The organism is Cupriavidus pauculus, from assembly GCF_003854935.1.
Taxonomy (GTDB): Bacteria; Pseudomonadota; Gammaproteobacteria; order Burkholderiales; family Burkholderiaceae; genus Cupriavidus; species Cupriavidus pauculus_C.
The window spans coordinates 610,038-636,033 of record NZ_CP033970.1; the positions used below are offsets into that span (position 1 = coordinate 610,038).

At 68.6% G+C, this 25,996-nt stretch carries 22 protein-coding genes and 1 tRNA gene; 9 read left to right on the plus strand and 14 right to left on the minus strand.

Translation table 11 applies throughout. From position 1 onward, the window contains the following. Positions 1 to 36 precede the first annotated feature (36 nt). The 3 genes from leuD to EHF44_RS20845 are packed head-to-tail and all read right to left on the minus strand — an operon-like array spanning position 37 to position 3,073. Positions 37 to 681 (minus strand): 3-isopropylmalate dehydratase small subunit, encoded by a 645-nt coding sequence (gene leuD / locus EHF44_RS20835; RefSeq protein ID WP_124685616.1) that lies wholly within the window; start codon positions 679 to 681, stop codon positions 37 to 39. After that, on the minus strand, positions 674 to 2,092 hold the full coding sequence (gene leuC / locus EHF44_RS20840) for a 3-isopropylmalate dehydratase large subunit (RefSeq protein ID WP_124685617.1): 1,419 nt from the start codon (positions 2,090 to 2,092) through the stop codon (positions 674 to 676). Before leuC ends, leuD begins: the two co-directional genes overlap by 8 nt. An 18-nt stretch (positions 2,093 to 2,110) precedes the next feature. Continuing rightward, complete coding sequence (locus EHF44_RS20845; RefSeq protein ID WP_253700297.1) at positions 2,111 to 3,073, minus strand: tripartite tricarboxylate transporter substrate binding protein; 963 nt, start codon at positions 3,071 to 3,073, stop codon at positions 2,111 to 2,113. 101 nt (positions 3,074 to 3,174) lie between these two features. Between EHF44_RS20845 and EHF44_RS20850 the strand changes: the two genes are divergently transcribed. Next, on the plus strand, positions 3,175 to 4,098 hold the full coding sequence (locus EHF44_RS20850) for a LysR family transcriptional regulator (protein WP_124685619.1): 924 nt from the start codon (positions 3,175 to 3,177) through the stop codon (positions 4,096 to 4,098). A gap of 58 nt (positions 4,099 to 4,156) precedes the next feature. Here EHF44_RS20850 and EHF44_RS20855 read toward each other — a convergent pair whose 3' ends face one another. Then, the gene (locus tag EHF44_RS20855; protein ID WP_124686708.1) at positions 4,157 to 5,701 is read right to left on the minus strand and encodes a serine hydrolase; all 1,545 of its coding nucleotides are present in this window, start codon (positions 5,699 to 5,701) and stop codon (positions 4,157 to 4,159) included. Positions 5,702 to 5,901: 200 nt separating this feature from the next. Here EHF44_RS20855 and EHF44_RS20860 point away from each other — a divergent pair, with 200 nt between their 5' ends. Then, positions 5,902 to 6,672 (plus strand): AraC family transcriptional regulator, encoded by a 771-nt coding sequence (locus EHF44_RS20860; protein ID WP_124685620.1) that lies wholly within the window; start codon positions 5,902 to 5,904, stop codon positions 6,670 to 6,672. A gap of 18 nt (positions 6,673 to 6,690) precedes the next feature. On the opposite strand, the gene EHF44_RS20865 is transcribed toward EHF44_RS20860, so the two are convergent. The 3 genes from EHF44_RS20865 to EHF44_RS20875 are packed head-to-tail and all read right to left on the minus strand — an operon-like array spanning position 6,691 to position 9,030. After that, the gene (locus EHF44_RS20865; RefSeq protein ID WP_253700299.1) at positions 6,691 to 7,143 is read right to left on the minus strand and encodes a RidA family protein; all 453 of its coding nucleotides are present in this window, start codon (positions 7,141 to 7,143) and stop codon (positions 6,691 to 6,693) included. Positions 7,144 to 7,193: 50 nt separating this feature from the next. Next, positions 7,194 to 8,039 carry a PhzF family phenazine biosynthesis protein gene (locus tag EHF44_RS20870; protein WP_124686709.1) on the minus strand — a complete coding sequence of 282 codons (846 nt, stop codon included), beginning with the start codon at positions 8,037 to 8,039 and terminating at the stop codon, positions 7,194 to 7,196. Positions 8,040 to 8,046: 7 nt separating this feature from the next. Next, the gene (locus EHF44_RS20875; protein ID WP_437340355.1) at positions 8,047 to 9,030 is read right to left on the minus strand and encodes a Bug family tripartite tricarboxylate transporter substrate binding protein; all 984 of its coding nucleotides are present in this window, start codon (positions 9,028 to 9,030) and stop codon (positions 8,047 to 8,049) included. 200 nt (positions 9,031 to 9,230) lie between these two features. Here EHF44_RS20875 and EHF44_RS20880 point away from each other — a divergent pair, with 200 nt between their 5' ends. The 3 genes from EHF44_RS20880 to EHF44_RS20890 all read left to right on the plus strand — a co-directional run bounded on the left by EHF44_RS20880 (position 9,231) and on the right by EHF44_RS20890 (position 11,043). After that, entirely contained in the window at positions 9,231 to 9,908 is a 678-nt protein-coding gene (locus EHF44_RS20880; RefSeq protein WP_124685622.1) for a VIT1/CCC1 transporter family protein, read from the plus strand. Positions 9,909 to 9,927: 19 nt separating this feature from the next. Further along, complete coding sequence (locus tag EHF44_RS20885) at positions 9,928 to 10,551, plus strand: hypothetical protein (RefSeq protein ID WP_253700302.1); 624 nt, start codon at positions 9,928 to 9,930, stop codon at positions 10,549 to 10,551. 135 nt (positions 10,552 to 10,686) lie between these two features. After that, positions 10,687 to 11,043, plus strand: coding sequence for a hypothetical protein (locus EHF44_RS20890; protein WP_253700304.1), 357 nt, complete (start codon positions 10,687 to 10,689; stop codon positions 11,041 to 11,043). A 78-nt stretch (positions 11,044 to 11,121) separates the two neighbouring features. On the opposite strand, the gene EHF44_RS20895 is transcribed toward EHF44_RS20890, so the two are convergent. Continuing rightward, the gene (locus EHF44_RS20895) at positions 11,122 to 14,025 is read right to left on the minus strand and encodes an autotransporter family protein (RefSeq protein WP_124685624.1); all 2,904 of its coding nucleotides are present in this window, start codon (positions 14,023 to 14,025) and stop codon (positions 11,122 to 11,124) included. Between the two features lie 158 nt (positions 14,026 to 14,183). Then, entirely contained in the window at positions 14,184 to 18,065 is a 3,882-nt protein-coding gene (locus tag EHF44_RS28890; protein WP_172966148.1) for an autotransporter domain-containing protein, read from the minus strand. Positions 18,066 to 18,471: 406 nt separating this feature from the next. Here EHF44_RS28890 and EHF44_RS20910 point away from each other — a divergent pair, with 406 nt between their 5' ends. Both EHF44_RS20910 and EHF44_RS20915 read left to right on the plus strand, forming a co-directional pair. Next, positions 18,472 to 19,161, plus strand: a complete 690-nt coding sequence (locus EHF44_RS20910; protein WP_124685626.1) for an ArsR/SmtB family transcription factor — start codon at positions 18,472 to 18,474, stop codon at positions 19,159 to 19,161. A gap of 31 nt (positions 19,162 to 19,192) precedes the next feature. Beyond that, positions 19,193 to 19,699, plus strand: a complete 507-nt coding sequence (locus EHF44_RS20915) for a DUF6630 family protein (RefSeq protein WP_124685627.1) — start codon at positions 19,193 to 19,195, stop codon at positions 19,697 to 19,699. A 24-nt stretch (positions 19,700 to 19,723) separates the two neighbouring features. On the opposite strand, the gene EHF44_RS20920 is transcribed toward EHF44_RS20915, so the two are convergent. Next, positions 19,724 to 20,743, minus strand: coding sequence for a LysR family transcriptional regulator (locus EHF44_RS20920; protein ID WP_253700306.1), 1,020 nt, complete (start codon positions 20,741 to 20,743; stop codon positions 19,724 to 19,726). 260 nt (positions 20,744 to 21,003) lie between these two features. Here EHF44_RS20920 and EHF44_RS20925 point away from each other — a divergent pair, with 260 nt between their 5' ends. Beyond that, the gene (locus tag EHF44_RS20925; RefSeq protein ID WP_124685628.1) at positions 21,004 to 21,273 is read left to right on the plus strand and encodes a PepSY domain-containing protein; all 270 of its coding nucleotides are present in this window, start codon (positions 21,004 to 21,006) and stop codon (positions 21,271 to 21,273) included. A gap of 2 nt (positions 21,274 to 21,275) precedes the next feature. Next, entirely contained in the window at positions 21,276 to 21,827 is a 552-nt protein-coding gene (locus tag EHF44_RS20930) for a cytochrome b/b6 domain-containing protein (protein WP_124685629.1), read from the plus strand. Positions 21,828 to 22,246: 419 nt separating this feature from the next. Here the strand turns inward: EHF44_RS20930 and EHF44_RS20935 are convergent. From EHF44_RS20935 to EHF44_RS20950, 4 genes are all read right to left on the minus strand, one after another. Next, positions 22,247 to 22,333: transfer RNA gene (locus EHF44_RS20935), tRNA-Leu, on the minus strand. 90 nt (positions 22,334 to 22,423) lie between these two features. Beyond that, a complete protein-coding gene (locus tag EHF44_RS20940) occupies positions 22,424 to 24,001 on the minus strand; it encodes a diguanylate cyclase domain-containing protein (RefSeq protein WP_124685630.1) in 1,578 nt (525 codons plus the stop codon). 86 nt (positions 24,002 to 24,087) lie between these two features. Next, entirely contained in the window at positions 24,088 to 24,603 is a 516-nt protein-coding gene (locus EHF44_RS20945; protein WP_124685631.1) for a hypothetical protein, read from the minus strand. 85 nt (positions 24,604 to 24,688) lie between these two features. Further along, entirely contained in the window at positions 24,689 to 25,951 is a 1,263-nt protein-coding gene (locus EHF44_RS20950) for an MFS transporter (protein WP_124685632.1), read from the minus strand. Positions 25,952 to 25,996 lie beyond the last annotated feature (45 nt).

Consider the following 25,996-nt stretch of genomic DNA (forward strand, 5'->3'; position numbering starts at 1 on the left):
GGCTTGCCGGCTCCCGCTGGATAACGAATTGCTGGCTCAGGTCGTGCCCAGCCGTTCGCGCGTGCGGCGGGCAACGTCGCGGGTCCACGGCGAAGCGGCCCAGTACCGCGCGGCGAACTGCTCGATCTCGGCGCGGTACTTCAGTGACAGGCCGATCATGTCGAGCCCCTCAATGAACATGCGGCGGTGCCGCTCGGACAGCGCGAAACCGTGCGTGCCGACCGGCGTGGTGACCTGCATCGTCTCGACGTCGACCGACACCGTGTTGCCCGCGTCCGCATCGACGGCGTCCATCAGCGCCTCGATGACCTCGCGCGGCAGCATGACCAGCAGCAGCCGGTTGTTCATCGCGTTCGAGTAGAAGATCTCGCCGAAGCTCGGGGCGATGACGGCCCGGATGCCGAATTGCTGCAAGCCCCAGACCGCGTGCTCGCGGCTGGATCCACAGCCGAAGTTGGCCCCGCCGACAAGAATGCGCGTGTCGGCATACGCGGGGCGGTTCAGCACGAAGTCCGGGCGCGGCTTGCCCTGGCCGTCGAAGCGCTGGTCGTACAGCACGCCCTTGTCGAGCCCTGCCTTGTCGATGCCGCGCAAGAACTGCTTGGGCATGATCTGGTCGGTATCAAGGTTCTCGAAGCGGATGGCGGCCGCCTTGCCGGTGATGCGGGCCTGTTCAGACATGTGCGGTCTCCAGTTTGCGGACGTCGGTGATCTTGCCGGTGATGGCCGCCGCGGCCGCCATGGCCGGGCTCATCAGGTGGGTAATCGCGCCGCGTCCCTGCCGGCCCTCGAAGTTGCGGTTGGTGGTCGACGCGCAGCGCACGCCATCGGCCAGCACGTCGTCATTCATCGCCAGGCACATCGAGCAGCCGGGCTGCCGCCATTCGAAGCCGGCGGCCGTCAGGATGTCGGCAATGCCTTCGCGCTCGGCCTGCGCCTTGACCGCGCCAGACCCCGGCACCACCATCGCGCGCACGCCGTCGGCCACGCGCCGGCCACGCACCACGCCGGCCACGGCGCGCAGGTCCTCGATGCGCCCATTGGTACAGGAGCCGATGAACACGTGCTGGATGGCCGTGCCTTCGAGCGCTGTGCCCGGCCGCAGGTGCGTGTACGACAGCGCCCGTTCCACCGAGCGCTGGCCCGCCTCGTCGATCTGGTCCTCGGGGAACGGAATCTGGCCGGACACCGGCACCACCTGGTCGGGGCTGGTGCCCCAGGTCACGTGGGGCTCCACGTCGCGCGCATCGAACGTGAAGTCGAGGTCGAACACCGCGCCGGCATCGGTCTGGAGCGAAGCCCAATGCGCCTGCGCGGCGGTGCGCTGGTGCGCATCCATGTCGGCGGCGCGGCGCAGCACGTAGTCGATCGACACGGCATCCGGCGCGATCAGCGCGCCGCGCGCGGCGGCTTCCACCGTCATGTTGCACAGCGTGAAGCGCGCTTCGACGCTGAGCGCCTGGATGGCCGAGCCGCAATATTCGACCACGTAGCCGCGCGCGCCCTGCGCGCCGATCCGGCCGATGATCATCAGGATCAGGTCCTTCGCGGTGGTGCCGGCCGACAGCGTGCCGTCCACGCGGATGCGCATCGTCCGGGCCATGCGGTAGACCAGCGTCTGCGTGGCCAGCACATGCTCCACCTCCGACGTGCCGATGCCGAAGCCCAGCGCGCCCAGCGCGCCATAGGTGGTCGTATGGCTGTCGCCACACATGACGACCATGCCGGGGCGGATCATGCCGTGCTCGGGCGCCACCACGTGCTCGATACCCTGCAGCGTGTCATTGGTATCGAACAGCGGGATCTGGTGCTTTTCGCAGTTCGCGCGCAGGTTTGTCGCCTGCAGCGACGATGCCGGGTCGGCAATCACGCGGATCTTCGTCGGGTGCGTGGGGATGATGTGGCTGACCACCGAGACGTTCTGTCCCGGCATCAGCACGTCGCGCCCCTGCTCGTGCAGCCCGGCGAATGCCTGCGGGCTGGTGTACTCGTTCATCAGGTGCAGGTCGCAGAACAACAGCACGTTGTCGTCGTCGATCCTGGCGACCGTGTGGGAATCGACCAGCTTGTTATATAGGGTACGTGGAGACATATTTGGCCTGTTTCACAATCATTCGGCGGTAATGCCGCGTTGCCGGATCAGCTGGGCCCATACCGGCAGTTCCTGCTCCAGCCGCTTGCGTGCCGCTTCCGGCGTGGTGGGCATCGGATCGAAGCCCTCCTTGGTCATGCGGTCGCGGGTGGCGTCGGCCGTCAGGGCGGCGTTGAGGGTGGCGTTCAGCTTGTCGATGACCGGCTTGGGCGTGCCCGCCGGCGCGAACACCATGAACCACGTCTCGAAGTTGTAGCCCGGCAGGCCGGCCTCGGCGGCCGTCGGCACATTGGGCAGCAGCGGCGAGCGCCGGGACCCGGTCACCGCCAGCGCGGTCAGCTTGCCGGCCTGCACATGCTGCTGGGCGGCCGAGATGACCGGGAAGCTCATGTCGACCTGCCCGGCGATGGTGTCGACGAGGGCCGGGCCGCCGCCGCGATACGGCACGTGGACGATCGACACATTGGCCACCGACTTGAACAGCTCGGCCGACATATGGAACGTGCTGCCGTTGCCGGCCGAGCCATAGGTCAGCTTGTCCGGCCTGGCTTTGGCCAGCGCGATCAGCTCCTGCAGGTTCTTGGCCGGGATCTTGTTGTTGACCACCAGCACGTGCTGCGACCCGGCCACCATGCCGATGGGCGCCAGATCCTTGAGCGTGTCGTACGGCATGCGCGGGAACAGGCCCGGGTTGATTGCCAGCGACACGGTTTGCAGCCCGATGGTGTAGCCATCGGCCGGCGACTTGGCCACGGCGTCCACGCCGATGTTGCCGCCCGCGCCCGCGCGGTTGTCGACGACGATCGTGCCGCCCAGGTTCTTGGCCCATGCATCCGAGATCAGGCGGGCGGCGATATCGGCGCTGCCGCCCGGGGCGTAGGGCACCACGAGGCGCACCGGGCGCTGGGGAAAGGACTGCGCAAACGCGCTGCTCATGGCGGCGGCACACGCGATGCCAGCCGCAAGTCGATGGAATGTCATGGGGGTCTCCGTCCGGGTCGTTGTTGTGGAAAGCATCGTAGCACTTGCCCCCAGAAACATAATTTAGGCAGAATCACATCTTTCTTGCCTGCAATTCACCAATGGACGCGTTCTCGGACGTCGCCTTTTTCATGGCGATCAACAGGTTCGGCAGCATGGCTGCCGCCGCGCAGGAACTGGGCGTGACGCCGTCCGCCGTCAGCAAGCGGCTGCTGGCGCTGGAGTCGCGGCTGGGCGTGCGGCTGCTCAATCGCACCACGCGGCGCATCAGCCTGACGCCCGAAGGCGAGTCGTACCTGGTGGAAGGCGGCCGCATCCTGGCCGAACTGGAAACGCTGGAACGGGCGGTGGCCGGCAACAGCAGCACGCCGCACGGCCTGCTCAAGATCGGCGCGACGCTGGGCTTTGGCCGGCGGCACATCGCCCCGGCGCTGGCCGCGTTCGCGCAGGCGTTCCCCAAGATCGAAATCCAGCTCTACCTGAGCGAACGGCCGCTGAACCTGACCGAACTGGGGCTCGACGCCGTGATCCACTTTGGCGACCTGCCCGACGTGCGGCTCACGGCCCGGCTGCTGGCCAACAACCGGCGCCTGCTGGTGGCCGCGCCGTCGTACCTGGCACGCGCCGGCCTGCCGGCCACGCCGCGCGACCTGAGCCGGCATAGCTGCATCTTCATCCGCGAGGCGGACGAGACCTTCGGCACCTGGCACCTGCGCAACGGCACCCAGCAGGAGACCGTCAAGGTGCGCGGCACGATGAGTACCAACGACGGCGAATCGGCCGTGATCTGGGCGCTGGAAGGCCAGGGGCTGGTGGTGCGTTCGGAATGGGACATCGCCGACCATCTGCGCAACGGCAGCCTGTGCCGCGTGCTGCCGCAATGGCACTTCGCGCCGGCCGACATCCACCTGGTCTACAGCGGCAGCAGCTCCCGGTCCGACAGGATCCGGGTACTGGTCGACTTTCTGCTGGAACGGTTCGAGGCCCACCGCCAGGGCAGGCCGGGGGGTGAGGGGCGGTGGTGAGGATCGGGACGTTCGCAGCCGCAACCGGCCAGTGCCTGTCCCCCGGCAAGCGTCCCGCCTACCGCACAAACACCCCCAGTCCCTCGTGATCGTAGTACTCCAGCCAGACCTGGTCGCTGGAGAACGTCGCGCGCGAGATCGTCCCCGGCGTGGCGTTCTCGTTGTGGAGCGTGAAGGTGAAAACGTCGCCGTCCCAGTGGGTCAGCGGCAGCACCAGCGGCCGGGCGCCCAGCGTCATGACCAGCGCGCCGCCCTGCTCGGCCACGGTCAGCGGGCCGTAGTAGTCGTTGCGATAGGTGCCGGTGTACGTGGACAGCGCGCGCGCCGGCAGCGGGTTGGCCGGCGGCGACTGGCCCACCAGCCGGCCCTCGGGGACGAGCAGCGGCGCGAAGGCTTCAGTGAAGATCGCGTTCCAGTCGCGGCGGAAAGCGCCGTACTGGACCAGGTCGAGGAACTGGGCGTTGAGCGTTTCCGGGATACCGATCGGATAGCCGTTGGTCAGCGTGACGATGGCCAGGTTCAGCGACGGCACCGCGGTGAAACTGGTGGCCGCCCCCACCGCGAAGGCGCCCGAGTGGTTGTAGGCGGTAAGGCCCAGCTCGGTCGTGCCGACGTTGAAGCCGTAGCCGTAGTAGCCGGCGGGCCGACCATCGACGGGCGGGCTGCTTTGCATCTGCTGCGTCAGCGCGGGCGCCAGCGCAGCGGCATCGACGATGCGCTGGCCGCCGTACTCGCCGCGTGCCAGCAGCATGATCAGCCATTTCGCCATGTCGTTGACCGACGAGCTGACGCCGCCCGCGGGCGATTGCGCGTCCGGCATCGTGCCCATGCCCTGCACCCAGGCGCCATTGACCTTCACGTGGCCGAGCGCGCGGTTGTCGCGCGCGGCGAAATCCGCGTAGCGCGAACTGGTGCGGGTCATGCCCAGCGGCTGGTAGATTGCCTGCGCGGACAGCGTGGCCCAGTCGATGCCGGCCGCCGTGGCCACGGCCTCGGCCGCCGCGGTCATGCCGAAGTTCGTGTACTCGTAGACCGCGCGCAGCGGATGCACCGGCAGGTAGCGCAGGCGCGTGAGCACTTCGCGCCGGTCATAGCCCATGTCTTCGAGCCGGTCTCCGGCGTGGTCGGGCAGGCCGGAGCGATGCGCATAGAGGTCGCCGACAGTGACCGCGGCGGTGGAATCGGGGTCCGATAGCTGGAACCATGGCAGTTGCCGGACCACCGGCGTGTCCCACTGGATGCTGCCCCGGCCCACCTGCCGCGCCACCACGGTAGCCCCGATGGGCTTGGAGACCGAGGCAAGCTGGAAAACCGTGTCGGCATCGACGGGCGCGGGATCGCTGACCAGCCGGCGGCCAAACCCCTTCGCATAGACGGTCTGGCCGTTGCGCACCACGGCCACGGCCATGCCGGGCACGCCGGAGCGGGTCATCAGGTTGCTGGCCAGCGTATCGAGCTGGGCGATGGCCTGCGAGACCTGCGCGTCCGGCACCGGTGCCGGACCCGGCGCGGGCGCGGGATCGTCATCGCCGCCACAGGCCGGCAGGGTGGGAATCAGCAGGCCGCCCAGTGCGGCACCCAGGAAGCGGCGGCGATCATGCATGTTGCCCACGGTGGTCTCCCGGCAAGGCGCGGCAAGCGCGGATGCTTGGAATTTACTGTAAGCGCTGGCCGATGGCTTCCACGCCGTGCGGCGCACCGGCCCGTCAGCGTGGGGCAGCGCACAGACAGGGCAACCGCGACGGCCCAGGCCAACCGGCGTATGATCGGCCACGTAGCGCCCTCGCCCGCCGGATCGCCGCGATGACTCCTCGCCCCCATCTGTCTCCCAAGCTTCACCTGACCGCGACGCATGGTTTTGCGCTGCACGACAGCCGGCAGCCGTCGTTCCGGCGCGAATGGCATACGCATGACTGCGGCATGCTGCTCTGGCCGCGCATGGGCCGGCTCAAGGCCGTGTGGGACGCGGCGCCGGACGATCCCGATACGCGGCACGCCGCCGCGCTGGTGCGTGGCACGGCTGTGCTGCTGCCGGCATCGACGTCCCATCTCACCGCCTCCGAACACGCGCGCCAGCATCACGGCGAGCTCTACCTGCCGCCAGACCGCATGCCGGGCGGCCACCGGATGGGCGCCATGCACCTTGACGCGCCGACCATTGCGATGCTCGAAGCGTTGCTGGCGCCGACGGTGACGCCGTCGAGCGCCGCGTGGCTGGTGCGTGCCATCGTCGAGCAGCTGGTGACAAGCCGCCCGCTGGCGATGCCCGGCGAGCCGGCATCGCTGGCCCGCCGCATGCTGCGGCGCTTCAGCCAGGCGCTGGAGCGCGACCTGCCGCTGCCCACCATCGACGCGGTGGCCGCCGAACTGGGCGTTTCGATCCGCCAGTTGCAGCGTGCGTGCCAGACCGAATGCGGCGCCAGCCCCGTGGCCCTGCGCCGCCGTGTGCTGGCCGCGCATGCGCGGGCGATGATGGCTGCCGGCCGGTCTGCGGCCAGCGTCAGCGTGCAGCTTGGTTTTGCATCGAGCGGCCACCTGCACCGGCTGCTGCGCGACACGGCGGGGCCGGGCTAGCCAACCCGTTGCAATCGATCAGGCGCGCGCGACCAGCGCGTCGATCTCGATCTCGGTCCACGCGCAGTCGGGCAGGCTGGCCACGCCCAGCGCGCTGCGCGCCGGCAAGGGCTGGTGCGGAAACGCCACGCGCAGCACCGCCGATGCGGCGTCCAGCACCGCCGGATGCCGCGTGAAACTTGGCGCCGCGCGGATGAAGCCGCGCAGCCGCACCACCTGGATCACGCGCGACAGATCGCCGTCGCACGCCTGCCGCAACGCGGCCAGCGCATTCAGCACCGCGACTTCCACGGCCTGGCGGGCTGCAGGCACGTCATCATCGGTCCGGCACTCGCCCGCCATGGCCACGCCATCGCGGCGGCAGACCTGACCCGAGATCGACACCCATTGCGCGTCGGCGCCGGCCGGTATCGCGCAGAACGGCGCATAGTGACCCCGGGGCGCCGACACCGGCGGCAAGGCCAAACCCACTGCCGCCAGGCGGGATTCGGGCGATTCTGGTCGAACCGATGCGGGCCCGCTCATTGCCCGCCCCACGTCGACGCACCGCTGAGCCAGCAGCCCACCGTGTTGCCCTGTGCATCGAGCCGGGGTGCCACCAGAATCTCCGACGGGCTGCCCATCGCGTCGCCCTGCCATACCGCAATCGACGCGATGGCGGCGCTGCCCAGCAGGCCCTGGCCGGCCAGATAGCCCCAGAGCGCGGCGGCCGCGATGCCGGTGGCCGCATCCTCGGGATAGCCCGACGACTTCGGGAACTGGCGGGCATGCACCACGCGCCGGCCGTCCGGCAGCGTGTCGCCCCAGGCATAGGGATAGAGGCCCGTGGAACCGATCGATGCGCACAGCGTTTCCATGGTGGCGAAGTCGGGACGCAAGGCATCGAGCGCGGCAACCGATGGCAGCTCCACCAGCGTCTTCACCCGGCTGGTGGCCGCGTTGGTGGCGGGCCACGATCCGGCGGGCAGGCCCATCTGCGCCGCCACGCGATCGCACTGGTCCGGTGCCAGCGCTTGCGTCCGCACCGCGGGCTGCGAGACCCATGCGCGCTGCCCCGCCTCGTCCCAGCGCGCCTCGACCACCCCGCTCAGGGTGTCGATGCGCGCGGTCGGCGTGGTCCAGTCGCCCCACTGCCGCAACGCCCAGAGCGTGCCGACGGTGGCGTGGCCGCACATTTCCATTTCGTGCTGCGGCACGAAGAAGCGAAAGCGCCAGTCGCAACCGTTGGCGCCGGGCAGCACAAACGCCGACTCGTGCCCGTGCCGGGCCGCCACGGCCTGCATGGCGTCCGCGCTCATGCCTTGCGCGTCAGCCACCAGCGGCACCGGGTTGCCGCCCTGTCCGTCGCGCACGAACACGCGCACCATGTCCACCTTATTCACCCGTGGCTCCCACCGACTTCGCAATCGCGCCCCAGTACGGAATGTCCTTCTGGACCGCCGCCTGCAGCGCGGCCGGCGTACCGGGACGCGCCGTCACGCCCTTGCCGGCCAGGTCGTCGGCCACGGCCTTGTCGGCCAGCACCTTGTTCAGCGCCGCGTTGAAGCGCTCGACGATGGCCGCCGGGGTGCCCTTCGGGAACGCGATGCCGTACCAGAGCTGCTGCTCGAAGTCGCGCACGCCCTGGCTGGCGAACGTCGGCACATCGGCCAGCAGCGGCGTGGGCGCCGTCGTGGCAATCGCCGTGATCTTGCCGGCCTTGATGTACGGCGCCAGGCCCACGGGGTTGTCGAACATGATCTGCACCTGCCCGCCGATCAGGTCCGTATAGGCCGGCGCGGCACCGCGATACGGCACGTGCACCAGCGGCACGCCCGCCAGCTTCTGGAACTGCTCGCCCATCAGGTGCGACACGGTGCCCACGCCCACCGAGCCAAAGCTGTGCTGCGACTTGTCGGCCTTGAGCCGCGCGATCAGCGCCTTGGCATCGCGCGCCTGCAGCGTGTTGTTGACAGCCAGCACGTACGGCGACGTGCCGATGAAGCCCGCATAGCTGAAATCCTTTGCGGGGTGGTAGGGCAGCTTGGGATAGAGCGCCACGCTGACCGCGTGCGTGCTGGTGGTCACCACGCCGGCCGTGTAGCCGTCGGCCGTGGCGCGCGCCACGTACCCCGAGCCCAGCGTGCCGCCCGCGCCGCTGCGGTTGTCGATGACCACGGGCTGGCCCAGTTCGCGTTGCAGTTGCGGCTGGATCGACCGGACCACGAGATCGGTGCCGCCGCCCGCAGGAAACGGCACCACCATGACGACGGGCCGCGCCGGCCACGTTTCGGCGTGCGCGGCGCCGGTGCTGGCCGCAAGGGTCAGGCCGAGCGCCAGCGCGGCGTGGCGCACGGCGCTGGCGGGAAGGGACAGGATCGACACGGGTTGGCTCCTTGTTTGACGTGCAAGCAGTCTAGGCACGGGGTGCGGGGCTATCGAACCGGAACACGACGGCGCGCGATCCGGAATGCGACAGGGGCGGCGGGATGCGCTGGGACTTTGGTCCAATGGATGGACGGCGGCGAACGGCCTACCGTGTGCGGAGTCGATTCCCGAACCCTGGGGGAGGCACGAGCATGCCGACTGTCCATCCGCCCCAAGTCGTCACCGCCGCCGCGCCCGCGCCGGGCCTGGATGTGGTGGACCGGGTGTCCGAAATGTGTTTCGGGCTCTACATGGCGCTGACGTTCGTGGGCGCCGTCGCCTCGGCCTCGGGCGGGTCTGACACGCCCGAGACCATGCTGCGCGCGGCGCTGGGCTGCAACCTCGCCTGGGGACTGGTCGACGCCATCATGTACCTGGTGCGCACGCTCGCCGGGCGCGGCATGCTGCAGAAGCTGGCGGCCACCGTGCAGGACGGCAACCCGGCCACCGGCATCGCGGCGATCCGCGACGCGCTGCCTCCGGCCATGAACCCGCACATCGCCGACGACGACCTGGAGCCAATGCGGGCGCGGCTGGCAGCGGGCGCCACCGTGGCGGCGCGGCCTTCGCTGAACCTTCGCGATGGCCTGGCGGCGATCCGCATCTTCTGCATCGTCGTGTTGTCGACGTTTCCTGTGGCCCTGCCGTTCGTGCTGTTGCACGACGTGGGTACGGCGCTCGTCGTGTCGAGGGTGCTGACGCTGATCATGCTGTTCGTCGGCGGCGCCGCGCTGGGCCACTACGGCGGCATGAACCCGTGGCGCGCCGGGTTCGGCATGATGGCGCTGGGCGTGGCGGTGACCGCGGCGGTCATCGCGCTGGGGGGCTGAGATGCGGGCGGGGTGGGCCTTGGTCGGCCTTGCACTGGCCTGCGGCGGGGTCCAGGCCCAGCAAGTGGCCGTCGACCCGCCCGACGCCAGCGGCGACGCGCCGGCGGCCTGGAGCTTCCTGGCGACCGGCTTCTGGAACATGCCCCGGCAGGAAGGCAACTACGGCTCGGGCATCTTCGCCGCCGACCGTGGCGCGCTTCACCTGGAAGCGCGCATCAACTACGAGGCGCTGGACGCCAAGTCCGGCTTTATCGGCTGGTCGTTCTCGGGCGGCGAGAAGATCCAGTACAAGGTGACGCCCATCGTCGGATTCGTGGCGGGCAGCGCCCACGGCCCCATTGCCGGCGTGGAGGCCAGCCTGGCGGTCGGCAAGTTCGACTACTACATCGAAGCCGAATACCTGCCGGGAACGGGGTCCACCACGCCCTATACCTATGCCTGGAGCGAACTGGGCTTCCGGCCGGTGCAATGGCTGCGGCTGGGGCTGGTCGCGCAGCGCACCCGCATCTACGGCGGCGACCGCGAGTTCCAGCGCGGCGGCATGCTGCAGCTCACGTACGGCAAGGTCACCGGCAGCGTGTACTGGTTCAACCCGAAGTCGCAGGAGCAGGTGGTGATTGCCGCGGTGACCGTGGCGTTCTAGCGGATTCGGCACGGTGCAAGGGACGTCCGCTTTTCGACCTTGCGGGACAAATGACGAATACTGTATATTTATACAGTATCTCGTGGCTGCCGTTTCTGGCGCTGCGCGTCCTCACCCCACATCGAAAAGGCCATCATGTTCGTGGATCGCACCGAAATCATCAACGCCGCCAAAGCCCTGCGCGCCAGCCAGGAAGAATCCCGGTACAGCCGCCTCGTCGCACTCGCGAACAAGCAGCTCAAGGCGATGCACAGCGCGATCCAGAAGGGCAAGGAAGAGTTCGAGACCACGCTGGTGCTGGAAATCAACGAAGACAACCCCCAATCGGCACTGGAACCCCGCGCTCAACGGCTCGCCGACGACCTTCGCGCACAGGGCTATGCCGCCACGGTGAGCACGTTTGCCGAAGTGAACACGGACCGTTTGAACTGGACGCCGAATATCACGGTCGTCATTGGGCTGGGGGAGATTGCGGAGGGGGTTGCGGCGTAGGGTTACCAGCGGGACAGGTCCGTTTTTCTCAGGCGGAGGGAGGGCGCCAGACGGGCCCGGCCCTCCCCCCATTCGCCGTTACCAGCGATAACGTACGCCGAGTTTGGCGCCGATTGCATTGCTGTCGCCGAAGTCCTGCACGCTGGTGCGCGCCAGCAGTTCGCCATAGACCGTGTAGCGGTCGTCATCCCAGTTCAGCGAAGCGCCGATGCCCAGGCCAGCCCACAGCGCCTGTTCCTTGCTGACGACGCTGAGGTCGGCCACGCGTGCCGACGTGCCGTGCAGGAAGTCGTAGTACAGGTTCGTGATGCCATAGACGTGCGAGCGGCTCGTCTTGCCGTTGCCGGCCGCCCACCTTGCCTCGTGGTTGAGCGACACGCCCAGGCGCGAGACCAGGCTGTTGCCGTTGTCGCGCGACACGTTGGCGCCGTATTGGTCGGTGAAGGCGTCGAACCGCACCTGCGACCAGGCGAGCTGTGCCTGCGGCGTGATCGACCAGTTGCCGCCCAGCGCGAGCTGGTGGCCGGCTTCCAGGCTGGTGGCCACGCCGCTGCCCCGGTTGCCATTCGCCAGCTTGGTCGCCAGCGTCGACGAACGGATATCGGTGTCGTACCACGTCACCGTTGCGCGGGCATCGACATAAGAACCATTGTTGCCGTACCACGTGGCCGTTCCGCCAAAGCCATAGCCAGTCGCATCGACCGAACCGTTGCCCAGCATCGACGATACGTTGGAGTTGGCGATGCCGTAGTGGAAGGTGGGGCCTACCACCAGCGTGCCGGCGTCGTTCTGGATGACCGGGGCGTCAACACCGCCCTCGAACTTCCACATGCGGACGTTGTAGCTGGCGCTGGTGGTGCTGGTCGACGGGTCGACATGGGTGGTGGAGCCCTCCACACGCGCCCACGCGCCGCGGCCGATGATCGGCTTGCCGGCGTCCTGCTCGGCCTGCACCGAGGCGTTCGGGGACCACGAGCGATTGCCCACGCGCTGCTGCAGCGTGCCAAGTTCGTTGAAGCGCTGCAATACGCTGGAATAGGCTTCATACAGCGGCACGGTCGGGGCCAGCAGCGGGGCCGCAGCGGTGGCCGTGCCCGAGTTGCCTGTCGGGGCTGTTTCGGCCAGCGTCGAACGCAGATACCAGTCGCCATCGTTGGGCGTCGATACGCCGTTCTTGGCCAGGCGATACGCATATGCACCCGCCAACACCGCCTGCTCGCCCTGATAGGTATAGTCGCCGGCCAGTGTGAAGGTGCCATGCGATGCGCCTTGCACGTCGATGATCTTGATCCCCTCGACGGTTGGGGCGCCGGTGCCGCCGACCTTGACGGCGCGGATCTGGCTGGTGCCAGACGTGTCGCCGGTGACCACCATGCGTCCGGTGGCCGAGCTATCGCCGCCAAATACCGTATTCACGCGCACGGTGCCGCCATTGCCGATGTAGTTGCCGGCGATGGTCAGCACGCCCGCGCCGCCGCCCGGCGTGACCGTGCCGCTGTTGGTGACATTGCCGAAGATCGTGCCGCTGCCGGACAGCGTACCGGCAGCGTTGACCGTCACGGGGCTGGCGATCGAGCCATCGATGCCCAGCGTGCCGAGGTTGACGGTGGTCGGGCCGGTGTAGGAGCTGGCCGCCGTCAGCACCGTGGTGCCGGTGCCGTTCTGGGCCAGGCCGCCGGCACCGGAGACGATGCCGCCGTAGGTGTAGCTGTCCGAGCGGTTGAAGGCCAGCGTGGCGCCGTCATTGACGACGACATTGCTGGCCAGGCTGCCGCTGTTGCCGCCGTTGCCGATCTGCAGCGTGCCTTGTGCCACCGTCCACGGCGTGGTCATCGTGCCGGTCCCGATCAGCGCCCACGTGCTGGTGCCGGTCTTGGTGAAGGTATCGAAATAGCGGTACTGTGCCGCGTCGCCGATGGTGGACACGTCGAACACGCTGTTGGTGGCGCCGCCAAGGCGGAAGGCGTCGTTGGTATCGGTGGCGCTGGCGACCACGTTGCCGATGATGTTGGAGCCGGCCTGCAGTTCGAGCGCAGAGACGCCTGTGCCGGTGGCAAATTCGATGGCATTCGCGTAGCCGGTGCCGGCGCGGATGGTGCCGGAGTTCAAGATCGTAATGGAAGGCGTGCCCGATTGAACATAGACCGCCACGTTGCCGACCCCGCCCTCGACAAGACCGGAGTTGTCGAGCGAGGCCCTGACACCGCCCGTGAAGCGGATGCCGCGGCCACCGCCCGCGCCGCCGCTCAGGTCGGCACCGCCTCGAATGGTGCCTTGGTTGACGAGGCTGCTGCCCGTGGTCACGTTCACGTTGACGCCGACTCCCGCCACCCCGCCAGTACCATCGCCTCCCACAATCAGACCCGTCGCCGAATTGACGAGATTTGCCCCGGTCGACAGCGACACGCCGGAACCCAAGCCGCTCACGCTCAGATCGGCGCCGGTCGCACTGCCTCCCTTGATCGAGCCATTGTTCACCAGGCTGGTGTTGGCCAGCACCGACACGGCTGCGCCGCCACCGCTGCCGGCCACCGTGGAGTCGCCGCCAGTCACGGTGCCATTGATGACAGCCTGGCCGCCGCCGTTGAGAACGAGCGCGGTGTTCGCCGTGGCGCCGGCCGTGCCGGCATAGTTCCCGTTAAAGATAAGCGGCGCCGCGGTCGACGTGACAAAGTTGCCCACGGCGGCATCATTCTTGGAGAGTACAAAGCCGTTCGTGTCGATCGTGATCGGCTTGGTGGGGGCCGGAACTGCCAGGACACCGGACACTGTAAAGCTCGCAGTCAGGCGAATGACCGCGCTCTGGTCCCCGTCAGCATTGGCCGCCGCCATGGCGGTCTGCAATTCGGCCAGGTTTGAGGCGAAGTACTCGCCGGCGGACGCCCCTATCGGAAATAGCAGTGCGACGCCGAGCGCGATAGCAGAAGCTTGCGGCGCGCACACCCCGGCGCGTCGCATTCCACGACAAATGTTGGACTGCATGGATCTACCCTTATATGTATTGTTTTTGCTACAAAGACGTAGCGGGGGTGATGGTAGATCACGCCATGACGTTATGTAACGGCTGCAAGCGGAAGATGTCGCGGAACGGCTACGGTTATCAGCGTGGCCGAACCGCTCACGTCCCGCCTGTTGCAACGCTAGAACCTCCAGCGCAAACCCACCGTGCCAGTGTGGTCCTGGTTGCCGCCGCCGAACTGGCCGGTATAGCGCAAGGCAAGCGTGGCCATGGGCGAGATGGCGAAGTCGGCGCGTAGTTCGGCCAACGCCGCGTTCTGCGCGATCGGCGCGCCAGTCACTGTGAACGGTTGGCTACCGTCGAAGGCGAGCGTGGTAGCCGGGCGGATATCGCCGAAAGCATGGCGCCAGCCCGCTCCGACGTAGACTGCCGCGTCAGTACCAGCCACCCGGCCACGCGCGCTGGTACGCAAGCCAAGCGTGGTCGTGGTCAGCGTGTTGCTGTCGCCGGGGCTGTGCAGCGCCGCCGAGCCGCCCGTTTCCGCAAAGCTGCGCGTGCGTGTGTCGCTCCAGGCCACGCCGGCGTACGGTTCGAGCTGGGTGGCCGCCGATAGCGGCATGGCGAAGCCAGCTTCCGTAAAGACTTGCGCCGTGCTGGCGTGATAGCTGGCCGTCAGGGACTGTACCGTGCTGCCGCCCAGATTCGCCTGCCGGTCCGTGTCGGCGTCGTGCCAGCTATAGGCGGTGCCGAACAGCCACTTGAGCTTGCCGCCGCCGAGCGTGAACGCGCGGCCCCCATACAGCGTGGCGCTGAACGAATCCGTGATCGCGCGCGAGGATCGCTCGCTCACGCGCAGCGTGCTATTGGCGTAACCGAACGCTCCGCCCACTCGCCAGCCCTGCCCCACTGCGCCATCGCCACCGAGATAGAATCCGCCGGTCTGCTGGCTTGCGGACGCTGCATCAGCGCTCCCGTGGAAGCGTTGCCAGTTGCCCAGTACCTCCACCCACAGCGGCTGGGCAGCGGAGATAGGCATCGCAGCGGCCGGCACGGCGCCGCCCAGCTGCGCAATCGGCGCGCCGGGCAGCATGCCGGCAGACAGGCTGTCGTTCAGATGCGCGACCGGCACCGCCCGTGCCCCACCCGCCAGGGTCATCAAGCCCGTCGCCACGCTGGCGTGCGCTTCGCCGGAGAGACTGTCGAAGACGGCAGGCGGCGCACCCGCAGGCAACGTCACCACGGCTTCGTGCACGGGGTTGCTGTCCGGCAAGGTCTCCAGTGCGTTGGCCACGGCACGCTGGTTGCCCGTCACGGCCGCATCGGCAAAGCGCATCGGACGCGGGGTGGCACCGCCCGTGCCGCCCGTGCCGCCCGTGCCGGCGCCCGGGGCCGGATCGACCGGCGAACCCGGTTCCGGCGCCGTGACATCTTTGCGCGTGAGCGCCAGCGTGACCTCGTTGGCGCCATAGGTCAGGGTCGGTTCAAGGAACGCGTAGTTGGAGGCCGTCGAGGCAAAACGCCCCTGCAGCGCCCCGGCAGTCAGGATGGTGTAGCGACGGGTGGACGCAAAGTTGCCGTCAGGGCCCACATGGACCGCCGCACCCGCGAGCGTCGCCGTGCCGCTGACCGCCACGCGATCACTTGCCGACGAAGCTGGATCGGCCTCGATGCGATAGGTCGAGCCGGCGGCCAGCGTCAGGTCGCCATGCACGGTCAGCGTGCCGATGGAGTTGCCTGGGGCCAGCGTGCCGCCCGACGCAATCACGGTATTGCCCACGCTGCCCACCCCGCCGAGCGTCGCACCGTTGTTGACCGTGACCGCGCCCATCACACTGCCATTCACCGCCAGCGTGCCCGCGTTGACCGTCGTCGCACCGGTATAGGTGTTGGCACCGCTCAAGGTCAGCGTGCCAGTGCCCACCTTGATGAGCCCCCCGCCGCTGCCGCCCCCCGCACCGCCATCCTCGATCGTGCCGCTCACTGTCGTCGAGGCATTGTCACCACCCACCGTGAGCATGTTCCGACCAAGCTGGAAGCGGCCTGCCCCTGCAATGGCGCCGGCACTGATCCGGTGGTCAAGCGTCGGACCGAACGTGCCTGAGAAATCGACCCGGCCACCTGCCTCCGCGACGAGCGAGGCGTTGCCGCCGGTACTCCAGCCCCAGAATTCGGTCAGGCTGCCGCTACGGGTGGTGACCCGGCTGCTGCCGCCATTGCTGCCTTCCTGGAACGACATCGTGCCGCCGTCGTTGACGATGGTGGCATTGGCCGCCGTGCTGCTGCCCAGCAGATAGGTGAAGCCGCCGAGGTTCGTCACCTGCGCGTTGCCGAGCGTCCCGGCGCCGAAAAGCTGGATGTAGCCGGACCGATTGGTGACCTGACGTCCGCCGAGGTCAAAGTTGCCGTACAGGCGCAGCGTGGCGCCCCCGTCCACACTCACCGCCCCTGTGCCGAGCGCACCGTTGACATTGGCGCTTAGCATGCCGGCATTGACCTGCGTGCCGCCCGAATAGGTGTTCACGGCGTTCAGATCCAGCGTACCGCCCCCGGTCTTGGCGAGGCTGCCTGCACCGTCGATCGCACCGCTGTGGGTCAGCGTGCCGTTCGCGACCTCGAAGGTGCCGCCATCCGCGCCCAGCGTGGTGGCCCGCGCGGTCGTCATGGTTGCCGTGGTCCGCAGCGTGCCGCCGTTCAGCGCCAGCGTGCCGGCTGCGTCGCCGAGGTTGGCGTCCGAGGCAACCGCCAGGGTGCCGCCCAGGATTTTCCAGTTCGTGACGTCGGTATTGGTCCCGGCAAGCGTCCAGACCGACGCACCAATCTTCTCGAAATGCTCGAAACCGCGGTAAAGGCCAGCGTTGCCAATGCCGCCGGCAAGCGTGGAAGTGCCAGTGTCGCCGGCCAGCACGAATGTGTCGTCTGTGCCGTTGGCCTCGATTGTTCCCACGGCGCTGTTGGTCCAGAACTCGAAACGGTTTCTACCGTTCGTGAACTGGACAGCGGCCGCGCCGAAGCCGCCTGACAGGATGGTCCCCTTGTTGACGATGGTCAGGTTGCTGCCGCGCACGCCCACGCCAGACGCGCCTGCGGTGCCGAAGTTGGCACGCGAACCATCGTTGTTCATGCCGCCCAGGCCACCGGCGCCCCCGGAGCCCCCTGCGATCGTGCCCTCGTTGAGCAGCGTTGAGCCGCTGGCGAGCTCCATGCCGGTGCCGCCCTTGCCGCCGCTGCCGCCTTGGCTGGCGTACAGGTCGTAGACACCGTCTCCGCCCGATCCCCCTGCCCCGCCGCCGCCCCCGAACACGACCGCACTTGCTTCGATATGGACGGTGGCCGCACTGGTCACCGACATGCCGACGCCGCCGTCGCCGCCGTTGCCCGCGCCCTGGAAGTTTGCCGTCGGCTTGGAACCGCCGCCATTGCCACCATTGCCGCCTCGGCCGGCGGACACCACGGCGCCCGCCTTGACCGCGATTTCCGCACCGCCAGCGTGGACCACGCCATACCCGCCCTCGCCGCCACCGCCCCCCGCGCCCAGGTAGGCCGCAGGCGGCGACGACGCATCGCTACCGCCGTTGCCGCCCGTGCCGCCGCTCCCGCCCAGGATCGCGGTAGAAATGGCAAGCGGTGCAGAGCCGACGATCAAGCCGTCCGCGCCACCGCCGCCGCCACCACCGCCACTGGCCGCAAACGCGAGGTTGTCGAAGGCACCGTCGCCGCCATTGCCGCCGCTTTGCCCCGGTGCGGTCCCTGCTGCGCCGGCTGTATTGCCGGGCACTGTCATGTACTGGCTGATGCCGCCTTGGCCGCCGGCTGCATTGCGCGCGCCACCGCCGCCACCCGTGCCATCCCCGTCCAGGACGGTCGGTCCGTTCTGGCCAGACGCGCCCTGGGCGAAGCCGCCCAATCCGCCTGGTGTTGGAGCGCTATACCCGCCGGCACCGCCATTGCCACCGGCGGCTTGCACCGGCGTCGCGGCGAGGGACATCGAGAGAATGGAAACGGCGCTAGCAATGGCGCGCAAGCACGGCTGTTCACCGGCGGCGAGGCGTAAGCGTTTTGTCATGCAGATTTGTGGCCGGCCAGGCCGGCGACCCTTTTTCCCTGCGCGGCCGCCAGCTGGTTGCCAGCTATGCACGCGCCATCGTCGTTTTAGTTTTTGCGGTCGGACTCCCGTGCGAACGGTCGTGGCTTGGGCATCAACCCGAGCCATGCACAAGGAGGCCATCCTCGAAGCGGGATTTTCTCAACTCCGACGGTGGAAAGATACGCTTTGCCGACCTGTCACCCTGATGCCTGCCCTGGTTGTCGCTTTTGAACGACTCCGCTTCAGTGGTTCAGACGCGCGGCAGATGGGTTGCGACAGTCGGTCAGCCGCGTCGCCTCACTGGTGCTGTAACGCGCTACCGCTCGCCCTCAACTCCCCCGCCAACCGCCTATACTCCCATCGTCCCTTCACCCCTTGATGAACTATGGAATACGCTCCTGCCATCAGCCAGCTTGCTGGCCTGCTTGCCGATCCCGGCCGGGCGGCGATGCTCTGGGCGCTGATGGACGGTAGTGCGCGGCCGGCGGGGGAGCTGGCGGCGATTGCCGGGTTGTCGGCGTCGTCCACCAGCGGCCATCTGGCGCGGTTGTCGGAAGGCGGGTTGCTGGCCGTGGAATCGCGCGGTCGCAACCGGTATTACCGGCTGGCGGCGCCGGAGATCGGGGTGGCGATCGAGGCACTTGCGACGGCGTCGCTGGCCAGCCAGCCGCCGCGTCTGCGGGCTGTGCCGGTGTCGCGCGCCACGCCGCCCGCGTTGCGGCAGGCGCGCACCTGCTACGACCATCTTGCCGGGGAACTTGCGGTGGGGCTGTTCGAACGAATGTCGCAGGCAGGGTGGCTGGCCGTGGCGGGCACGCGCGTGGATCTGACGGCCGATGGCTCGCAGGCGCTGGCGCTGCTGGGCATCGACCTGGCCGCCGCGCGGCGCAAGCGGCGGCAGTTTGCGTGCACGTGCCCGGACTGGAGCGAGCGCAAGCCGCATCTGGGCGGCGCGCTCGGTGCCGCCCTGCTGGAGACCATGCTCGACAAAGGCTGGATCGAACCGACCCGCACGTCGCGCGCGTTGCGCGTGACGCCGCGCGGGCATCGTGAAATCGTAAAAGTGGCCGCATGAACGGAGACCACTGGCCACCAAGGAGCCACGGATGGCAATAGAACTGGACGACGACGCGCAGGACGCCGTGAGCCGGCTGTTCGCGCTGATCAACCTGGGAGACACCCAGCAGACCACGCGGCACTTCGCGCTGTTCGAAGAAGCGCTGGAAGACGCCGAGGAGGACGAGGCCGACGCCGACATGCTGCTCTTCCAGATCAAGGAGATCATCGACTGGGAGGCCGGCTTCTATGTCGACTGGAAGGATGCCGAGTCCTTCATCGGCTGCCTGAACCAGCTGTGCGAGCGGATCGACCTGGAGATCGACTGGGGCACCGACGACCCCGAGGACGAGGACTTCCTGGAAGGCACGAGCGTGCCCGAACTGATGGAACTGGCGACCGACCAGCTACGCGTGGCCGGCTACACACTCTGGAACTGGGATACCGGTGGCGACGCCTACGCGGGCTGGATCACGCGCAGCGAGGACGACGACGAGATGCTGGAGATCGCCGACACGCTGGCCTTCGACCTGCGCAGCGGCGACCAGCCCTACTGACCCGGGCCGCCGCGCGGGCCCTGCTCAGCCGAGCGTGGCGATGGCGGGCGCGCCGTCGGGGTCTTGCAGCGACGCGGCCAGTGCCTGCGGCACCAGCGCGGACGCATCCGGCTGCAGGGTCGCCGCCAGGCGCGTGACCGGGCGGCGCGTCTCCGGCACGCCCAGCGTTTCCTCCAGCGCGTTCAGGAACGCGCGCACGCTGGCCGGCATCAGCTTGCGCGCGGGCATCAGCACGTAGACCTTGAGCGGCGACGACGAATAACCGGGCAGCACGCGCACAAGCTGGCCCTGCACCAGTTGCTCGTGGACGAAGCGCGGCGACAGCCGCGTCACGCCCAGCCCGTCGACGGCCGCCTGCAGCCGCACCTCGGCGTTGTGCGTACAGATGCGCGGCTGCACATCGAGCGAATACGTCTGCACGCCGTCGCGCTCGAATTCCCAGTGCGAGTCGTCCAGGTTGCCGACGGTCGGCCAGCCCTGCAGGTCCTGCGGCGCGTGCGGCAGCCCGCGTTCGCGGATCAGCGACGGCGCCGCGTAGAATGCCCGCTCGATCAGCACCACGCGCTTGCTGGCGAACGAGCTGTCGTGCAGGCCGGTATCGGTCATGACGAAGGCCAGGTCGTACCCGTGGCGGATCAGGTCGGGCTGGTCCCAGGCCATGTCGAGCTGCACCCGCAGCGACGGATGCAGCTTCAGCAGCCGGTTCACGGTCGGCGCCAGGTGCTGCGACCCCACCTCGTACGGCGTGGCGATGCGCAGCGTGCCGCTGACCTCGGCGCTGACCGACGCCGCTTCGGCGCTGATCTCGCGCAGCGCGCCAAACAGCGGCGCCACGCGGTCGTACAACTGCTGGCCGCGTTGCGTCACGCGCACGCGGCGCGTGGTGCGTTCGAACAGCCGCACGCCGAGCTGGCCCTCCAGCCGCGCCACCGCCGCGCTGGCCGACGACTTTGGCACTTCCGCCAGTTCCGCCCCCTGCGTGAAGCCGCCGCCTTCCACCACGCGGCAGAAGATTTCCCAGTCCTTCCAGTCGATCGTTTTCATGCAGGCCCTTCGAAGCGAAATACCGGGAAAACCCTTACCCGATGGGCCGCGATTGTCCCACAACGCGAACAATCGTGAAGTCCACGTGCCCGGTAGGGACATTACGGGACGGTGACATCACGATGACATACCGCCCTTTAGAGCGATTTATTCGCACCTTCCTTGACGGTTGACCGGGAAAACCTACATTGAGAATCAATTGCATCCGGGCCTAGGATGCTTGGCATTGCCCGATGGGCTTTTTTGCGAGGAGTCGAGCCATGTACAAGAAGATCGCCGCCGTAGCCGTCGCCGGACTGTTCTCCACCGCCGCGCTGGCCGGCGCCAACTGCGCCAAGCATCCGAAGTCCGAATGGATGCCCGAGGCCGATGCCAAGGCCAAGATTGCCGCGCAGGGCTACAACATCAAGAAGTTCAAGATCGACGGCAACTGCTACGAGATCTACGGCACCACCAAGGACGGCAAGAAGGCCGAGATCTACTTCGATACCAAGACGCTCGACATCGTCAAATCCGAAATCGAGAAGTAGACATGGCCACCCCGGCGGATCGGGTCCGGACGTCCGACTCGGTTCGCGTCTGGGACCTGGCCGTTCGCTTCACGCACTGGAGCGTGGCGGCCATCGTCCTCTATGACGTGATCGACGACTCCGGCGACCAGGTGCACCGCGTGCTGGGCTACGTGGCGGCCGGGCTGGTGCTGTTCCGCATCCTGTGGGGTTTCATCGGCACCGAGCACGCGCGTTTTCGCGCGTGGCTGCCGCGCCCTGCCGGGGTGCTGGCGTACAGCCGCGCGCTGCTGCGCGGGCGGGCACCCCGGTTCATCAGCCATACGCCGCTGGGCGCCGTGACGATGCTGGCGATGTGGGCGCTGATCCTGGCGCTGGCCGTCACGGGCTGGATGTCCCGGCTCGATCCGTTCTGGGGCGAGGACTGGCCGATCGACATCCACCGCTGGCTATCCAACACGCTGCTCGGGCTGGTCGTGCTGCATGTGGCGGCGGCCATTGCGATGAGCATCAAGGGCCGGGAGAACCTGATCGGCGCGATGCTCACCGGATACAAGCGCCGGGGGCGCGACTAGCCGCGCGTTGGCCATGGCGTGGCGGTGGCCTGCGGCGGCGCGGTTGTTAGGGCTGTGGGTGTCGCCGGTTGGACGGCTGGCCCTCTCCCCCAACCCCTCTCCCGCGCGCGGGAGAGGGGAGCAAACCCGCCGCGCTCGATATGCCGTTTGGGTTCTCCCCTCTCCCGCCTGCGGGAGAGGGGCCGGGGGTGAGGGCCGGCCGCCCAACAGCCGCCACTGCCAGCAGAAAAAGAAAAAGCCCTGCTCGATGAGCAGGGCTTTTGAATTGGTGCCCAGAAGAGGACTCGGTCACCCATGCGCGACCCCGGGGTTGCGCTTGCAAGCGCAACCCATTCGAGTCCTCGCGGGCAGTCCGCAGGGACTGCCCTTTCTGGGCCTACAAAAGAAAAAGCCCTGCTCGATGAGCAGGGCTTTCGAATTGGTGCCCAGAAGAGGACTCGAACCTCCACAGTGTTGCCACCGCTAGGACCTGAACCTAGTGCGTCTACCAATTCCGCCATCTGGGCTTCGTTTCGCTGCATTGCTGCTGCGACGCGAGCCGCGAATTCTACAGAAGGTTTGGGAATTTGCAAGCCCTTTGTGGCAAGGGCGTGAAATCAGCTGTTCTGCACGCCCAGGTACAGGCTGCCGTCGAGCACGTAGCGGTTGCGGCCGGCGCGCTTGGCGCGGTACATCGCGCTGTCGGCGCGGTGCAGCAGCGGCTCCAGCCGGGCGGCGTCCGGCACCGCGCATACGGCGCCGACGCTGATCGTCACGTACGGCTGCACCGGCGTGCCGTTGTGCGCGATGCCCAGTTCGCGCACGGCGGCCACCATGGCGCGGGCGACGGCGCGGGTTTCTTCCATCGACGATTCGGGCAGCACCACGGCGAATTCCTCGCCGCCCAGGCGCGCGCAGAACTGGGCGCCGCGCAGCACGCCGACCAGCGCCGCCGCCACCTGCCGCAGGCATTCGTCGCCGCGCGGGTGGCCGTACAGGTCGTTGTACTGCTTGAACAGGTCGACATCCAGGATCAGCAGCCCCAGCTCGGTGCCCCGCTCCCACGCGCGCGACACGGCCGCGTGCGATTCGCGCTGGAAGTAGCGCCGGTTCGGAATGCCGGTCAGCGCGTCGATGTCCAGGTCGGCCTGCACGCGCGACAACTGCTCCGCCGTCTCGCCAAGCTGCGTGGCCAGCGCCAGTTCGCGCGACTGGTAGCGGCTGACGTCGCGCATGAACACCAGCAGGCCGATCTGCCGGCCGTCCATGCGGCATACCGGCTCCACCGCCACCTCGTAGCCGGCGCCCTCGGGAATTGCCGATGCGCCACTGCCCGGCTCGCCGAGCGCGCGATGCCAGAGCGCCGGCGGCATCTGCCCGCGCCGCAGCTCCGGCACCAGCCGCGCGGCGGCCGGGTTGAACTCGACCACCCGGCCGTCGCCGCCCAGGATCACGCAGCCCTCGCGGATCGTGTCGAACACGCGCAGCCGGGCGTAATGGCCGGTGTCGTCCAGGTGCGTGCGCAGCGCGCAGAACCAGACCAGCAGCGTCATCAGCGAGAAGGTCGCGGGTGTCAGGTCGCCGCCGAGCGGGCCCGTCCAGCGGTAGAGATAGGCGATGTGCGCCGCCAGCGGTAGCATCAGGCCGGCCATCAGCACGTTGCGGCCGCGTACCGACAGCGCGTCGTTGGGCACCTCGGCCGTGGCCAGGAAGAACAGGCTCAGGCCGAGCATCGCGTAGGTCCACGCCGCCACGGCCGTGTACCCGATGCCGTGATGGAATACCGCGCCCGGTGCCACGCCGGGCGGCATCAGCTCGATGGACGTCCAGATCAGGTGGTGGCGCTCGTTGGTGAAGACCAGCACCAGGCTCAGCAGCGCGGCCAGCACCGGCACCCACAGCATCGACCACGGCACGACGTAGCGCGGACGGCTCAGGTGGACCATCGCCACCAGCCAGCCGATGGGCACCGCCACGATGCCCGCGTACTGAAACTTGGCCCAGAAGATGCGCCCCGCCAGCTCGGTCTCGCTGATTTCCAGCAGCCGGCCGCCGCTCCAGATGGCCGCCCCGCCGGCCAGGACCAGGAATGCGCGCACGGTGGGATCGTCACGGCGCGGCCAGGCGGCAACGGCCATGCCCGCACTACACACCACGGCAATGGTCAGGCAAAGGACGAGAGGATACGAGGGCATTGACGATGGGGCCGAACCGGAAGGCCGCCCCGTGTGGCGGTGCGGGGGGCGAGCCATTATAGGCCGGCGCCGGGCCGGCCCGGCGGCTACTTCCGGCTGCGCTCGCCGCCGCGCGCGTCCTGGATGATCATCGTCCGGTCCAGCACGCCGTTGTCGTCAAAGTAGGCGCTGAAGTGCGCCGGCACGTAGCCCGGCAGGTACATGCGATAGGACCACGCCTCGCGCTTCATCAGCGAGTAGTACTGCACCGGCTCGCGCGGGCGGCCCCAGCGCTCCAGCACGTCCTGCTTGGTCCAGACGCCGGGCCGGGCCGTGTAGATCTCCGCCTCGGTCAGCGTCTGGCGGAAGCCGGTCAGCCGGCCGCTGGCGTCAAAGTCGGCCACGTAGATCTCGTAGCCGTATGGCTGCTTGGAATAGATCCAGCGCTGCGTGCCGTTGGCGAGCTGGAACGTGTCGGTGGGCGCGCCAAACGTGTCGCGCACGGCCGACTGCGGGCTGCCGATCAGCTTCTGCCCCGTGTCCACCGGTTGCAACGATGCGCAGGCGCTCAACGCAACGGCCGCGGCGATGGCGGCCATCCAGACAGGGAATCGAATCGGCATGGCGGGCTCCGGAGAATCTGTGCGGGGACGGACGTGCCAAGCATACTCCACCTGCCGCGCCGCGCACTGCCCGCCGGCCGCCGGATCAGGGCCGCGCCTGCCGCCACGGCACGCGCACGATCTCACGGTCGTCGATGGGCCAGTGCAGCGCCGCGGCCACCACGCCCAGCGCCATGGCCCCCATCCACACCAGATCATAGGAACGCGTCAGCTCGAATACCAGCCCGCCCAGCCACACCCCCAGGAACGACCCCAGCTGGTGGCCGAAGAACACGAAGCCGAACAGCGTGGTGATGTAGCGCACGCCGAACACCTGCGACACGATCCCGCTGGTCAGCGGCACGGTGCCCAGCCAAAGGAACCCCATCACCGCCGCAAACCCGTACAGCGTCACCGGGCTCAGCGGCAGCAGCACGAACAGCGCCATGGCCGATGTGCGCGCCAGGTAGATGCCCGCCAGCAGGTACTTCTTCACATGCCGGCCGCCCAGCCAGCCAAACGCGTAGGTGCCGCCGATATTGGCCAGCGCGATGATGGCCAGCGCAATCATCGCGCTGGACGGCGCCATGCCCTTGTCGCGCAGGTAGGCCGGCAGGTGGTTGGCGATGAACGCGAGCTGGAAGCCGCACGCCAGGAAGCCCAGGTTCAGCAGCCAGAAGCCCGAATGCCGGAACGCCTCGGCAATGGCCGCGCCCATTGGCGGGTGGCTGCCGCCCGCATCCGTGCCGGCCGCGCGGTCCTGGAACGGCAGCGCCAGCGGCAGCAGCACCAGCGCCGCCACCGAGAACACCATCAGCGCGAGCTGCCAGCCCGCCACCGACAGCAGCGCCTGCGCCGCCGGCACCATCAGGAACTGGCCGATGCCGCCCGCCGCCCCGGCAATGCCGAGCGTCCGGCTGCGCGCCGCGGGCGGCACCATGCGGCTCAGCGCGCCGTAGACCACGCCGAACGTCGTCCCCGACTGCGCGATGCCGACGAGGATGCCCGCCGTCAGCACGAACGCGGTGGACGACGGCGCCATCGACATGCCCCACAGCCCGGCCGCGTACAGCGCCAGCCCGCCCAGCATCACCTTCCACGACCCGAAGCGGTCCGCCACCATGCCCGTGAACGGCTGGGCGATGCCCCACACCAGGTTCTGCACGGCCATGGCGAAGCCGAAGGTCTCGCGCGTCCAGCCGCGCTCCGCCACCACGGGCAGCAGGAACAGGCCCTGCACGTGGCGCACGCCCAGCGCCAGCCCCATCACCAGCCCGGCCGCCAGCAGCAGGAAGGCTGGCCCGCGCCACCACGGCGCGGCGGCGGGCTGCAATGCGCGGGCATCATGCGTGGCAGGGGTGCGGATCATGGCGTGCTCCCGGAACGGGGTGGTTGATCCCTGCGATTTCATGCG

Excerpts from the sequence above, each read along its gene's own strand:
- leuD (WP_124685616.1), bottom strand. The coding sequence starts at position 681 with ATGTCTGAACAGGCCCGCATCACCGGCAAGGCGGCCGCCATCCGCTTC.
- leuC (WP_124685617.1), bottom strand. The coding sequence starts at position 2,092 with ATGTCTCCACGTACCCTATATAACAAGCTGGTCGATTCCCACACGGTC.
- EHF44_RS20845 (WP_253700297.1), bottom strand. The coding sequence starts at position 3,073 with ATGACATTCCATCGACTTGCGGCTGGCATCGCGTGTGCCGCCGCCATG.
- EHF44_RS20850 (WP_124685619.1), top strand. The coding sequence starts at position 3,175 with ATGGACGCGTTCTCGGACGTCGCCTTTTTCATGGCGATCAACAGGTTC.
- EHF44_RS20855 (WP_124686708.1), bottom strand. The coding sequence starts at position 5,701 with ATGCATGATCGCCGCCGCTTCCTGGGTGCCGCACTGGGCGGCCTGCTG.
- EHF44_RS20860 (WP_124685620.1), top strand. The coding sequence starts at position 5,902 with ATGACTCCTCGCCCCCATCTGTCTCCCAAGCTTCACCTGACCGCGACG.
- EHF44_RS20870 (WP_124686709.1), bottom strand. The coding sequence starts at position 8,039 with ATGGTGCGCGTGTTCGTGCGCGACGGACAGGGCGGCAACCCGGTGCCG.
- EHF44_RS20880 (WP_124685622.1), top strand. The coding sequence starts at position 9,231 with ATGCCGACTGTCCATCCGCCCCAAGTCGTCACCGCCGCCGCGCCCGCG.
- EHF44_RS20890 (WP_253700304.1), top strand. The coding sequence starts at position 10,687 with ATGTTCGTGGATCGCACCGAAATCATCAACGCCGCCAAAGCCCTGCGC.
- EHF44_RS20895 (WP_124685624.1), bottom strand. The coding sequence starts at position 14,025 with ATGCAGTCCAACATTTGTCGTGGAATGCGACGCGCCGGGGTGTGCGCG.
- EHF44_RS28890 (WP_172966148.1), bottom strand. The coding sequence starts at position 18,065 with ATGACAAAACGCTTACGCCTCGCCGCCGGTGAACAGCCGTGCTTGCGC.
- EHF44_RS20910 (WP_124685626.1), top strand. The coding sequence starts at position 18,472 with ATGGAATACGCTCCTGCCATCAGCCAGCTTGCTGGCCTGCTTGCCGAT.
- EHF44_RS20915 (WP_124685627.1), top strand. The coding sequence starts at position 19,193 with ATGGCAATAGAACTGGACGACGACGCGCAGGACGCCGTGAGCCGGCTG.
- EHF44_RS20920 (WP_253700306.1), bottom strand. The coding sequence starts at position 20,743 with ATGAAAACGATCGACTGGAAGGACTGGGAAATCTTCTGCCGCGTGGTG.
- EHF44_RS20925 (WP_124685628.1), top strand. The coding sequence starts at position 21,004 with ATGTACAAGAAGATCGCCGCCGTAGCCGTCGCCGGACTGTTCTCCACC.
- EHF44_RS20930 (WP_124685629.1), top strand. The coding sequence starts at position 21,276 with ATGGCCACCCCGGCGGATCGGGTCCGGACGTCCGACTCGGTTCGCGTC.
- EHF44_RS20940 (WP_124685630.1), bottom strand. The coding sequence starts at position 24,001 with ATGCCCTCGTATCCTCTCGTCCTTTGCCTGACCATTGCCGTGGTGTGT.
- EHF44_RS20945 (WP_124685631.1), bottom strand. The coding sequence starts at position 24,603 with ATGCCGATTCGATTCCCTGTCTGGATGGCCGCCATCGCCGCGGCCGTT.
- EHF44_RS20950 (WP_124685632.1), bottom strand. The coding sequence starts at position 25,951 with ATGATCCGCACCCCTGCCACGCATGATGCCCGCGCATTGCAGCCCGCC.